The 13,078-nt window shown below is 47.0% G+C and carries 7 protein-coding genes and 1 tRNA gene; 7 read left to right on the top strand and 1 reads right to left on the bottom strand.

Annotated elements, in window-relative coordinates:
- Positions 1 to 84 precede the first annotated feature (84 nt).
- The 5 genes from acs (at position 85) to OX462_RS22635 (ending at position 7,185) form a co-directional block, all read left to right on the top strand.
- Positions 85 to 2,091 carry an acetate--CoA ligase gene (gene acs, locus OX462_RS22655; RefSeq protein WP_409027116.1) on the top strand — a complete coding sequence of 669 codons (2,007 nt, stop codon included), beginning with the start codon at positions 85 to 87 and terminating at the stop codon, positions 2,089 to 2,091.
- A gap of 213 nt (positions 2,092 to 2,304) precedes the next feature.
- A tRNA-Ser gene (locus tag OX462_RS22650) sits at positions 2,305 to 2,395 on the top strand.
- 221 nt (positions 2,396 to 2,616) lie between these two features.
- Positions 2,617 to 3,906, top strand: coding sequence for a tyrosine-type recombinase/integrase (locus OX462_RS22645; protein ID WP_409027115.1), 1,290 nt, complete (start codon positions 2,617 to 2,619; stop codon positions 3,904 to 3,906).
- A complete protein-coding gene (locus OX462_RS22640) occupies positions 3,866 to 4,540 on the top strand; it encodes an Arm DNA-binding domain-containing protein (protein WP_409027114.1) in 675 nt (224 codons plus the stop codon). Before OX462_RS22645 ends, OX462_RS22640 begins: the two co-directional genes overlap by 41 nt.
- 266 nt (positions 4,541 to 4,806) lie before the next feature.
- Positions 4,807 to 7,185 (top strand): NACHT domain-containing protein, encoded by a 2,379-nt coding sequence (locus tag OX462_RS22635; protein ID WP_409027113.1) that lies wholly within the window; start codon positions 4,807 to 4,809, stop codon positions 7,183 to 7,185.
- A 31-nt stretch (positions 7,186 to 7,216) separates the two neighbouring features.
- On the opposite strand, the gene OX462_RS22630 is transcribed toward OX462_RS22635, so the two are convergent.
- Positions 7,217 to 7,522: a helix-turn-helix transcriptional regulator gene (locus OX462_RS22630; RefSeq protein ID WP_409027112.1), complete on the bottom strand. Its 306-nt coding sequence runs from the start codon at positions 7,520 to 7,522 to the stop codon at positions 7,217 to 7,219.
- A gap of 1,481 nt (positions 7,523 to 9,003) precedes the next feature.
- On the opposite strand from OX462_RS22630, the gene OX462_RS22625 reads away from it, so the two are divergent.
- Positions 9,004 to 10,872: a hypothetical protein gene (locus OX462_RS22625; RefSeq protein ID WP_409027111.1), complete on the top strand. Its 1,869-nt coding sequence runs from the start codon at positions 9,004 to 9,006 to the stop codon at positions 10,870 to 10,872.
- A gap of 404 nt (positions 10,873 to 11,276) precedes the next feature.
- The gene (locus OX462_RS22620; RefSeq protein WP_409027110.1) at positions 11,277 to 12,875 is read left to right on the top strand and encodes a DUF6119 family protein; all 1,599 of its coding nucleotides are present in this window, start codon (positions 11,277 to 11,279) and stop codon (positions 12,873 to 12,875) included.
- Positions 12,876 to 13,078 lie beyond the last annotated feature (203 nt).

The raw sequence follows: 13,078 nt of genomic DNA, 5'->3' as shown, positions 1-13,078 counted from the left end.
GATCGGGGAAAACGCTGCATGTAAGGCGTCCGTAAGACAGCAGGAATATTGTGTTAATAAACAATTACTACACTGGAGACTAGCATGGCCGCTATAGAGAACCAAGGGCAGGGCACCGAGCAGCAGGGACCGGAAGAGTCGCGCGTATTTGAACCGTCGGCAGCGTTTGCCGCACAGGCAACGATTTCCGGCATGGACGCCTACCGCGCCATGGTGGCCGATGCCGAACGCGACTACGAAGGCTTCTGGGCCAAGCTGGCGCGCGAGAACCTGAGCTGGAAAAAGCCGTTCACCCGCACCCTGAACGAAGACAACGCCCCGTTCTACAAATGGTTCGAAGACGGCCAGCTGAACGTGTCGTACAACTGCCTGGACCGCAACATCGAAAATGGCCTGGGCGACAAGACGGCCATCATCTTTGAAGCGGACGACGGCACCGTTACCAAGGCAACCTATAAAGAACTGCACGAAAAAGTCTGCAAGTTCGCCAACGGCCTGAAATCCAAAGGCATCGCCAAGGGCGACCGCGTCATCATCTATATGTCGATGTCCGTCGAAGGCGTGGCCGCCATGCAAGCCTGCGCGCGCATCGGCGCCACCCATTCCGTCGTGTTCGGCGGCTTCTCGGCCAAGTCCTTGCAGGAACGCATCATCGACGCGGGCGCCGTGGCCGTCATCACGGGCGACGAGCAATTGCGCGGCGGCAAAAAGCTGCCATTGAAATCCATCGTCGACGAAGCGCTGGCGCTGGGCGGCTGCGACTCCGTGAAAAACGTCATCGTGTATCAACGCACGGGCAGCGACCTGCCGATGGTGGCTGGCCGCGACACGTGGCTGCACGACCTGGTCGAAGGCCAGAGCGCGCAATGCGAACCGGAATGGGTCGATGCCGAGCATCCACTGTTTATCTTGTACACCTCCGGCTCGACGGGCACGCCGAAGGGCGTGCAGCATTCGAGCGGCGGCTACCTGCTGTGGGCCGCGCTGACGATGAAGTGGAGTTTCGACATCAAGCCCGACGACGTGTTCTGGTGCACGGCCGACATCGGCTGGGTGACGGGCCACAGCTACATCGCGTACGGCCCGATGGCCGTGGGCGCCACGCAAGTGGTGTTCGAAGGCATCCCGACCTACCCGAACGCGGGCCGTTTCTGGGAAACCATCAAGAAACACAACGTCAGCATCTTCTACACGGCGCCAACGGCCATCCGTTCGCTGATCAAGGCGGCCGACGTGGACCCGAAAGTCCACCCAAGCAACTACGACCTGAGCAGCTTGCGTTTGCTGGGCACGGTAGGCGAGCCGATCAATCCAGAAGCGTGGATGTGGTACTACAAGAACATCGGTGGCGAGAAATGCCCGATCGTCGATACCTTCTGGCAAACGGAAACGGGTGGTCACATGATCACGCCATTGCCTGGCGCCACGCCGATGGTCCCCGGTTCCTGCACCCTGCCATTGCCGGGCATCATGGCCGCCATCGTCGACGAAGCGGGCCAGGACGTGCCGAACGGCCAGGGCGGCATCCTCGTGGTGAAGCGTCCATGGCCATCGATGATCCGTACGATCTGGAACAACCCCGAGCGTTTCAAGTCCAGCTACTTCCCGGAAGAGCTGGGCGGCAAGATGTACCTGGCAGGCGACGGCGCCATCCGCAACAAGGACACCGGTTACTTCACCATCACGGGCCGCATCGATGACGTGCTGAACGTGTCGGGCCACCGCATGGGCACGATGGAAATCGAATCGGCCCTGGTGGCCAACCCGCTGGTGGCCGAAGCGGCCGTGGTGGGCCGTCCGGACGACACGACAGGCGAATCGATCTGCGCCTTCGTGGTGCTCAAGCAGGCGCGTCCGACAGGCGAGGAAGCGAAGAAGCTGGCCCTGGAGCTGCGCAACTGGGTCGGCAAGGAAATCGGCCCGATCGCGAAACCGAAGGAAATCCGTTTCGGCGACAACCTGCCAAAGACCCGCTCCGGAAAAATCATGCGCCGCCTGCTGCGCGTGCTGGCCAAGGGCGAGACGATTACGCAAGATGTCTCGACCCTGGAAAACCCGGCGATCCTGGATCAGCTGAAGGAAGCGTCTTAAGAAGGTCAGTCCCTTCTGGATCGGCCTGCGCCCCACTGGGACGCAGGCCCCCTCAGGGGCCGACCCTAGTCCTTCCGGGTTTACTTTCGATGCCTGAATGTTTTACCCCACGGTAAATAACTTTGGCAGTCCGTAGAATCTTTGCTATAATCTGCGGCTTCGCGACAAGCGAGAAATAGTACGCAATGCGAGCAAGTAGGCGCATTGCCTGCAGGAGAGGTGGATGAGTGGTTGAAGTCGCACGCCTGGAAAGCGTGTATAGGTTCATAGCCTATCGGGGGTTCGAATCCCCCTCTCTCCGCCAAAGATACAAATTGGCCAGTTCAAGGAAGTCCAAGAACGTCCACAAAAAACCGTTTTAGCCCGTGCTAAAGCGGTTTTTTTGTATTCTGGCGTCCAGTACTGTCCAGCTGCAGCCAGTAAAAATCGGAGCTAGATACAGATCAGCTTACCCCAAGTCTAGCAACCAAGCCCTCATTCACCGGTCTAAAGTAATTTCTGACGCATATGCTGAGGAGACCAGCCATGGCCAAGATTATCCCTCCCCTGACCGAGTTCCAGGTCAAAAATGCCAAGCCCAGGCAAAAGTCATACAAGCTGTTCGATGGCGGCGGCCTGTACGTTGAAGTGATGCCCAGCGGCTCGCGGATCTGGCGCATGAAATTCCGTCAATCGAACGGCAAGGAAAATACGCTGACCTTCGGGCCTTATCCGGAAATTTCGATCATGGTGGCGCGTGAAAAGCGCACGGAAGCGCGCCGCTTGCAGTTGCAGGGAATCGACCCCGGCAAGTACCGCGACGACGCCAGGCGGCTCGCCGCCGAAAAAGCATCCAATACCTTCGAGAAAATCGCCCGCGAGTGGTACGCGAACAAGGTGCCGACATGGAGCGAGCGTACTGCCAAGAACATGCTGCAGCGCCTGGAAGCCGATATTTTTCCAAGCATCGGCGACAGGCCGATCACGGAAATCCGGCACCGCGAACTGATTGCCACGCTGCGCAAGATCGAAGAGCGCGGCGCGACCGAGATTGCGCATCGCCTGAAAGCCGTCTGCTCGCAGATATTCAGCTACGCCATCCAGTGCGGCCTGGCGGACCGCAACCTGGTGGTGGACATGAAGGACGTCCTGAAGACCAAGCGCGCCTCGCACTACGCCGCCATCGACGCCGATGAATTGCCCGCCTTCCTGGACGCGCTGGCGCGCAACGAGGCGCGCATGTTCGAGCCGACGCGCATCGCGCTGCGCCTGATGCTGCTGGTTTTCGTGCGCACCAGCGAACTGATAGAGACGCCATGGAGCGAAGTCGATCTGGAGAAGGGTGAGTGGATCATTCCCTGGCAGCGCATGAAGCGCGGCAAGCTGACCGTCAATCCGGATACGACCAATCACCACGTTTGTCTTTCGCGCCAGGCGCTGGCTTTGCTGCGCCAGCTGCACACCATCACGGGCCGCGGCACGTACCTGTTTCCAAACCAGCGCGACCACGATAAGCCTTTGAGCAACAACACGCTGCTGGTGGCGCTGGCCCGCATGGGCTACAAGGGCCGCATGACGGGCCACGGCTTCCGGGCGCTAGCCATGAGCACCATCAAGGAGCGCCTGGGCTACCGCCATGAAGTGGTGGACCGCCAGCTGGCGCACGCGCCCAAGGACAAGGTGGCCAGCGCCTACGACCGCGCCCAGTTCCTGTCGGAGCGCCGCAAGATGATGCAGGAGTGGGCCGACTATCTGGAAGCCGTGGAACGCGGTGATACGCCGCAGCCAGGCCATCATGGATCGCTGGAACTGGTGTGGCCAGCGCCGCGTCGTTAAGGAGACAGCCATGCCAAGACGAATTGAACCTCTGACTGAGCAGCAGCTGATACAGGCCGAGCCTGGAGACAAGCCATTCAAGTTATTCGACGGCTACGGCCTGTATGTTGAAGTCATGCCGACCGGAACAAAGGCATGGCGGATGAAATTTCGTCAGTCAAATCGGAAGGAAGGCAGGCTAACTTTCGGCCACTACCCGGAAGTTTCTCCGGAGCTTGCGAGAAGCCGCTGCTTGGCTGCCCGGAAGATGCTCGATGAGGGCCAGGACCCGCGTACGGAATTCAATGCTGCGCACATACGCCTACCAAAGCGACTGTGGCGAAGTCGCCCGCTTCCTCCTGCCATGGACAGAAGAAAGGTTGGGCGCTGCGCAAGCCATGTCGGTATGCATGCGGTGGAACGGATGCGGGCGCAGGCCTTCCCGGCGCTGAGCCGCGTTTCCGCCGATGAAAGAATGCGAAGCGACATGCTGGCCATGCTGGAGAAAGTCCAGAAAGAGCGCGCCGCCGAGGTGATTGACGTGCTGTATGACTACTGCGCCGATATCATCTTCGACTGCCTTGAATTGGGCATCGATGAAGATGCTTTGATCGAAGCCATGGCGGATGCTAGGGTAGCGCAGCGGCGGAGGTGAGCTATGTATTGGTGCGTTGTTCTAATCTTCGCTGACACCAGTTCCTAAATGAGTTATTGTTCTAGCACAATATTTTTTTCAATAACTGTTTTTGGAAAATATCGCCCGATTGTACAAATTATAAAATTCTAGATTCGGTAATATATTGCGAGAAATTTCGGGGAGTGGATTTGTATTTTTAACTATAATTGGTGTGCTATTTTTATTGATGAAGACGTGAAAATAAGGCGCAATTTTTTATTATATTTCTATATTTTCAAAATAAAATGAATTCAAAATATATTGGCGATACATTCCGTGATTACATTTTTACTATGTTAAAGAGTAAGTTCCCGGATGCGCATGTTGAGGGTAAAGTTGCCTGGAAGAATGCAGATATTGTCTTTACTATGATGGAGCTTGGGAAGCGTGTTAAGGTCGCAGTTGAATGTAAAAACTATAATCGCGCATTGAAAACAAGTGATTTTTCAAAAATTCATGCGGACTATCAGGTTTCTTTGGAAAATAATGATATTAATTTGCTTCTTATTGTTTCGAATTATCATGTGGAATCTGCATCAAGACAATATATAGAGAAAAGTAGAAATTTACGATTCATGACTGTTTCAGAGTTGGAAGGCTGGCTTGTCGGACTTGAACCATATGTGCAAGCTTTGGCTGAGGAATTTTCTGCTGATGAAATTCATGAGTATTATGTGGAGGGGCGTTTCGAAGATATTGATGGAACAGCGTTTGATAATATTCATGTGTGGATAAAATCTTCTTTAGCGAGCGATACAGGATTGGCAATCTTGGGTGGTTACGGGCTTGGTAAAAGTAGTTTGGCAAAACGATTGGCATCGGATCAAGCATTACGATACTTGCGCGATCCAGAAAATGAGCGTCTACCAATATTATTGCCATTGGGGCAGGTGGTGCACGAAACCGAACTTGCGGGATTGTTTGGAAAGCATTTTACGGCGAGATACTCATTGGAGGGGTATTCGTATAAAACTCTTATGCAATTGAATTCAGCAGGGAGGTTGTTGATAATATTGGATGGTTTCGATGAGATGAAACACGCGATGACTGAGCATGATTTTCGTGCAAACTTTCGAGAGTTTAATAAGCTCCGCGTACCTAATTCAAAGGTATTATTATTGGGGCGTCCTAATGCATTTACATCAGAATCAAGAAGTTTGTTAATACGAGGCCTATCGTCGATAGGTGAACAGCAATTTTCTAATTTTGATTTCCCCGCGTGGGAAGAGAGGAAATTATCATTTTTTAATTCTGAAGAGCAAAGGATTTTTCTCAATGGATTCTTGAAATGTAAAAATGATGTATTAATCGATAAGAGTATTAGGGTGAAGAGAATTGCCGAAGTAATGAGAGACATTGATGATGATATACTACAGCGCCCTGTACAAACACGAATTGTAGGTCTGCTTGCAGCGGATGCTAACTACGTTTTTAAAGGAATCAGCAGATTTCGGCTTTATAGTGATTTTGTTAAGCAGGTTATTCATCGAGACCAGGAAAAAAGAGCAAGAAGTTTTATTCCTGCTACAGATAGGCATAGTTTTTTATGTGGATTAGCGTGGTGGTCTTGGACTAGGCCTGGAGTTCAAGGTACTTTCTTAAGGGAGGAGGTTCCAAATTCATTGTTGGATGGTTTGTCTGATGGTCAGGCAATTGACTATCAATCCAAGAGAACTGAGTATTTAGTTTCTTCTTTAACGGAGGAGAAGGACTCTAATTTTTTATATTTCGCTCATCGTTCATTTCACGAATTTTTAGTGGCCGCTTACATAATTTCTTTGAGTGAGCCATCGCATAGCGCTCTAAAAGAGATTAGCTTAGCACTGAGCGATGATGTTGTTGACTTTTTACGCGAATCAAAAGAGGATGATTGTTTTGCATATATGTACTCGACATTGAGTGATGCAAAAGGAATTCCAGTTAGTTTAAAGATGACAGAGCTACTTTCATCCTCTACTATATTGCTGGAGAATATTCTGGAAAAAACAATATTAAAGTTGACTGCGCTTGATATTTTTATTGTTTGGGCTTCTAAAAAGTTCGCTATCAATAACAAGGATTTTCAATCTTGGTTAGGAAAAGTTATTGCCTTTGGTGAGAATGATGCTGCAGATGCAGCTGGGTACATTTTTATGGAAATAATATATCACGATACTGAAGTTTCGTTGCTAAACCCTGTTGCTTTTATAAGTAAATCTTGGGATAGGATGCTATCTGGATTGAGTGGTGGTGGTTCAAAAATATATGAAGAGGAATTAATTAATGTGGATTCCAAAGGAATAGTAATTAAAGATGATAAATTTGGTGCGATAGCTGAATCAATTTCCAAGCAAACAAGAAAAATGCGCTTATTGAAAGGTGATTGGATTTTAATTAATGCCAAGCAAATGCATTCTATTTTTACTCAATCCATGAGGGCGTTAGGTTTTATAGGCTTATCCACAGGTAAAGAAAATAAGTTGTTTGAAATACCTTTGGATGCGGTTGAGAAGAATATGAGTAAAATTAGAGCTAGACAGTTCCGGTCAATTTATCAACGTAAAGGCGATGAATTTTTATTGGTTAAAAGTACGCGCCGAACGACAGGAAAGCGCAGCTCAAGACAAAAAAGAGACGATGAGTGAGTGATAAAAGAAAGTAATTCACTATTTCACTTTAAGTGTTTCGCTTGCGGAGACCAGTGCTTGCAGATTTGTCTGTCATTGGGGATATAGTGGTAGTGCGTCTGCTAGCTTCAATGCATGACTGCATCCACCGTAGTACCTCGCTTCTAAGCCAAGCAGAAGAACGTCCCTGCAACTTGACGGGCGCAGGGAAGGTGCCTTCCTTGATACCCGCATAAACGCTGCTGCGCGACTTGCCGCAGGTTGCCAGTACTTCGCCCAGGCGGATGAAGCGCTCTTCACCCAGGCGAGGTTCCACGCGGCGCTCTTTCAGGTATTCGGCTGTCGCTGGTTTCATGGCGTCCCCCTTCGTGAATCAAAAATGCCAGCGGCAGCACCGGGGCGAATGGCATATGCCGCAGGCCTTGCCCTGCGACCGATTCGTCCTTCGTCGAGACGCGCTCGCAATCATTATTTCGAAAACATGGGGCCAGTATCGAATGCCGTAATCGCTGGTGCAACAAGAATCGGCCTGCCATGCCACTTGGATCAAGCCTGCCGCGCACTTTGTGTGAGATCAAGGCTGGACACAGGAGCGGGTTCGTGGAAGCTTTAGCAGCTAAAAATTCGGCAATCGACAGCGCATTCTTCATGCGATAGATGCATTGGCGCGGCCCCGATTTCATTGGTCCTGTTGCCGTATCGCCGCCACATGTGCATGCGACTGCTGGCATCTCACGCCATCAATACCTGTCAGCAATCGTTTTGACCGCCTCCAGGGGGATCTCTTTCTGTCCATGCGGAAAGGCGCAGCCATCGGAGGAGAAGCGCGCTATTGCCGTGTAGTACTCGTACAGCAGACTATGAAAATTTGTTGCTGACATTGATCAAGGTCGGCCCAGATGCATGTCAAATGTTCCCACTTGGATGCTGCCTATTGCCGCTGATCAACCGTGCTACTTTCGGCATACATTCCTGCTAAATCTGCTCTCGTACCTGCAAAAAAATGGTTCGACCGAGGTATTACCCGGTGATTAAAGGGTTTCAGTCGCTGCACAGGGCGGAACTACCGTGCTAGTTTCGGCATACATTCCTGCTAAATTTGCTTTCGTACCTGTAAAAAAATGGTTTGGTCGAAGTTGTGTCCGACGATTTTTGTGGTTTAGTCGCTGCGCGAAGCGGGGCAGGATAGGTGAAGTTAGCTAACCTTCGGTTAGCTAACTTCCCACCTGCTTATTCGCACCTGCGGTGCTCAACGGAACTCCCGGTTTAGACTTTCGAATGAGCATGCTCCAACTGCACCTACTGCACCTACTGCGCCTTATGTGTAAGTCCGCGTCCGAATGGCAGCACCTTGCTCTCCTAGCCAGCCCATCTCAAAGGCGTATTCGATCAGTCTTCTCAGTCCTAGTCGAGGCTTATGTTTCCCTGGTGACCTCTTCATATTTCCTTTTCGGCATGTAATAGGCACAGCAAATGAAGAGCTTGTTGGAACTGGACCAGCACAATCCATATTCAAAGTTATTTCTTCGACGATCTTGTATAGATTTGGTAGGTTGACGCAGAAGAATCCCTATTGATCAGGGGTTTTAATAAGAATTAAAAATGATTTGAGTGGTTCTAAAATACTCCTTCAAGTAGGATGGATGGGGAAATTGCAAAACTGATGGCGCTGTATTTTCGGTGTAACATTGCGGCTTTCCGAGAGAGCTAAACAATCGGTTATTGGAATATGGATGATCAAGTTAATAATTTTTGTTCCTAATTAAGTGTTAATGTGATAAAGTTTTTCCGTAATGTAGAGAAGTTTGTTGCGTACTTTACCTCAATAGGACATTAATGAATATTTTACCCACTAAAGATGCCGCCGAGTTGGACGAAGTTTCTGAGGCCTTGGAAATTGTTTTTAAGGATACCAGCAACTTTATCGTCATAGGCCTGACTGGTCGCACGGGATCTGGATGCTCCACCAGTGCCGAACTACTTAGCTCTTCGCGGCTTCCTATTCCAGAGGCTGCTAACTCACATTATATAGGGAATGAAAAGAGAAAATATCAAATAGTCAAGAATTATATTGATAAGAAATGGGTACCATTTCAATGGTTGCAAATTAGATCGGTATTGACGCGCTATATTTTGGAGCTGGATTTCTCTGATTTTTGTAAGCTAGTTTGCGAAATATTGCGTGAAAATCAACATGACGTAGAAAATCATATAGGATACTTTAAGGATGAATATAGTGAATTCTACTCAAAAATTTCTAATTTTTTAATTAGTTCGGAAGAGTCGATAGGCGATATAAATGCAAAGAAGCTTGCGGCATATCAATTATATTTTATTGATTTGCCAATTTTCTCTAATAGTGTTCGTGATTGTTTGAAGAGAATTTCAGCAGGTGCCTACACATCTATTTATCAAAAAATCGGTGATAATGTTAGGGCTTCTGGTCGTGCTGATAATGCTAGTTTTAATCCAAAGAAGGTTTTTGCTTTCGCGGAAACCATCAGTCGAATAATTAAGTCAGCGAGATATTGGGCGAAAACGAAAGGAATTCCTTGTTATCTCGTGGTAGATGCTATTCGAAATCCATATGAGGCAGTATACCTTCGTGAACGTTATCCGGATTTCTTTTTGGTATCAATTAACACGGAGAATGAGAATAGATTGGCGCATCTTAGGAATAGCCATAAGTTTACTGATCAGCAAATCTCTGATTTGGATAAGAAAGAGTATCCACATTCGCTAATGGGGAGCAAAAAATATAGCTCACAAAATATTCAAAAATGTATCGAAATTGCAGATATCCATATCAATAACCCAAAGGCTGATCAGTACGGGACTAGTGAGCTTGCGAGTCAACTCGCTTGGTATGTCGGGTTAATGATGCATCCAGGACTCATTATGCCAACTTCCATGGAAACCTGTATGCAAATAGCCTACACAGTCAAAAAGTCTTCAGGTTGCATTTCAAGACAGGTGGGCGCTGTGGTTACTGATGAATACTATTCGGTTAAGTCAGTTGGTTGGAATAATACTCCTGCTGGTCAAGTTCCTTGTTTATTACGGAATGCTTCACATCTTCTTGATGGTATCGACGTTGTCGCATATAGTAAATATGAAAGAAATGACTCTGTATTCCGTGGAATAATGGTTTCAAAGTTTTCGAAGGATATCATCGATAAGGCGAATAAAAATGGACGAAATTTAGCTTACTGTTTTAAGGATATACAGAACGAAAAAGAAGGTGAGAAAAATCAAGTTCATACTCGTGCATTGCATGCGGAGGAAAATGCATTTTTACAAATTTCGAAGTTCGGAGGTCAAAAATTAAAGGGTGGAATATTGTTTACGACAGCGAGTCCGTGCGAGTTGTGTGCGAAAAAAGCGTATCAGATCGGCCTTGCAAAAATTTATTATATAGACCCATATCCGGGCATCGCAACTAGTCACGTTCTTACATCTGGAGATTTTAGCCCAACGTTAATACTTTTTAGAGGTGCAATTGGTGCAACTTATGATCGTCTATATCAACCTATTATGCCCTACAAGGAGGAGTTGGACATGTTGCTTTCTATTCCAAAAAAACTTCGTAGTGAGGAAGTGAAGTTGAACGAATTATCGGAAGAGAACTCTTCTTTGAAACGGCGATTGGAGATTCTCGAGGCGCGATTGATAGAAAAAAATATAAATTCTTCAAAAAACCAATAATTAATTACGGCTAGATAACACCTATGCAGCACCTATAGGGTTAGGTCTGCCATTTGGACACGGGCTGATACATTGAGCACTGCAGAAGCCTGGTCAGTTAGACCAACGAACGCACGTCCTCAGCACGCAATGCCGACGACAAAGACCGATGGGCTTCAACTGCAACCACAGCACCAATCCGTGTCCAAATGGCGGACCTGACCCCGAGTGCGTTGACAGGCGTTGAATGGTGCATTGCCACAATTTCGGAACAGTTGAGCGGCGGACGGTGGACAAGTATTGGCCATTTTTTGTTGCAAGCATCGTTTCGCGGTGACACTTTATGTATTTTTCTACTGGGCAAGATGCTATCCTGATCACATCTGTTAATTTTTTTTGGAATCATGCGAATCGAGAGGGTCGTTATGCACAATACCTACAACATATACAAGATTCGTCATGAACGATTAAATGATCTAAAACAAAAGTTGGAAATGGTCGGCCTTTTCGAGCAGAAGACATTGCAGTCTAAAGAATACGAAATGAAATTTTACTTTTCTGAAAAGGTGGAGGGGAATCCTATTTGGTGGTGGCAAACATACCGTGATTTTTTCAAAGATGGACTAGAAGAACCTAAAAATTATTTTTATTTTGGCGTCCTGCTTTGCTCAGATACTAAGAACGAGGAAAGAATATATGCCGTCAGTTTAGGTAAAGCTCACTTCTACTTATCTAAGTTCATTAGTTCGGATTTCGGCATAAATTTAGCAGTTCGTATGGCTGACGAAAATACTATTCTTTTAAAGAAAAGTCGATATTTCGCGGGTTCCAAACGACAAGATGTTTCTTCGTACGAGAAATTTCAAAAAGATAGTTATGAGCCAGGGGAGTCAGTAGACCATTTAAAACTCAAAGCGTCGGATAAGGAAATATGGGGAAAGAAAAATATAATTTTTGCTGATTCCATACAAATGGATATGGACATTCATCCGTCGAATCTATCATCTGTTTTCGAACAGATTGATGCTCATTCTGTTAAGGACGAAATAATTCAGTTGCCAAAACTTGAACAGGTGGAAAATGAATTGGGGTATGATTTAGATGGTTTGCTGCTTGCATGTCTAAGGGATGAACAGGGGAAGGTAAATGTTGAAGAATTTTCTGTTCACGGAGTAGCGATTTGCTTTAGCTTTCACGACTATGAATATAGACTGTCAGCCAAGAATCCAGGTCAAGATAAATATCATAAGAAAAATATCGGAAACACGTTGGAAATTTCGGCCATTCGTGAATTCCTTGAGGAAAACAGGGATATTGTTGATGTTAATTCAATTCGAGTCCAGTTTCAGAATGATGAACTTGGAAGTTTTACAAAAGGACTCAAGGAGGTCCTAGATCTTCCTATATTCCATGATAATTCATACTACTTCCTCCGAAATGGAGAGTGGTATAAGTTCAATCAAATATTCATGGATTATCTTAAGCGCTCGCTTGAGAGCATCGAGTTAGTTAAAATGGTTGATCTGAGCGAAAAAGATTACCTTGCGTGGAAGGCCGATAAGGAAAGGAAGATTTTAGAAAAAGAAGATGTTGATGATAAGTTGGTATATCGAGAAAGTTATTTCAATAAAAAACTATGTACTGACCATGGTTATGAATTGCTGGATCGGCAACTTACACAAATACGGTCATTGAGCGAGGGAAAGCAGAAATATAAGGTTGAAATTGCTGACCTATATAAAGAAAATGAAATAATTTCCGTTAAAATATCAGAAGCTAATCATGATCTTATTTATAATATCGAACAATCAAAAGACTCGGTTGAGTTAATAATGAGGAAATCTGTTGATTTTGAACATAAGTTGGTTTCTGCAGGATTGTGGTTCGTATTTGAAGGCAATGTTGAAAAAATTACGGATATAAATTCAGTTCAGTTTTTATTGGCAATAGAAGCTTGGCGGAAATTAGTGAAAAGTTTTAATCTTAAACCGAGAATTTATATATCGAAACATGACTTGACCTAGAATTTTATAAAGTGAAATACGGAAGGTCTCGGCGCCGCTGAGGGTATGTTTTGGGGTATGCGGCAACCTGAACATAGCCGATAATTATGCGCCACAATGGATTCGTTCATGATAGTAATCCCCCCTCTTTGCCAGGATTTTGAGCAATCTCTAAGTAATTGAATTTAAATCGTTTTTCCGTTTTGCACTACTCAATTTTGGCG

Origin of the sequence: Janthinobacterium aestuarii, from assembly GCF_046113285.1 — a bacterium.
Taxonomy (GTDB): domain Bacteria; phylum Pseudomonadota; class Gammaproteobacteria; order Burkholderiales; family Burkholderiaceae_D; genus Janthinobacterium.
Note: the sequence above shows the minus strand (reverse complement) of the source record. Positions and strands in the feature narration are given on the sequence as shown.

What these genes read in the sequence shown, in the direction of transcription:
- OX462_RS22640 (WP_409027114.1), top strand. Translation starts at nt 3,866, where the DNA reads ATGGATCGCTGGAACTGGTGTGGCCAGCGCCGCGTCGTTAAGGAGACA.
- acs (WP_409027116.1), top strand. Translation starts at nt 85, where the DNA reads ATGGCCGCTATAGAGAACCAAGGGCAGGGCACCGAGCAGCAGGGACCG.
- OX462_RS22645 (WP_409027115.1), top strand. Translation starts at nt 2,617, where the DNA reads ATGGCCAAGATTATCCCTCCCCTGACCGAGTTCCAGGTCAAAAATGCC.
- OX462_RS22630 (WP_409027112.1), bottom strand. Translation starts at nt 7,522, where the DNA reads ATGAAACCAGCGACAGCCGAATACCTGAAAGAGCGCCGCGTGGAACCT.
- OX462_RS22635 (WP_409027113.1), top strand. Translation starts at nt 4,807, where the DNA reads ATGAATTCAAAATATATTGGCGATACATTCCGTGATTACATTTTTACT.
- OX462_RS22625 (WP_409027111.1), top strand. Translation starts at nt 9,004, where the DNA reads ATGAATATTTTACCCACTAAAGATGCCGCCGAGTTGGACGAAGTTTCT.
- OX462_RS22620 (WP_409027110.1), top strand. Translation starts at nt 11,277, where the DNA reads ATGCACAATACCTACAACATATACAAGATTCGTCATGAACGATTAAAT.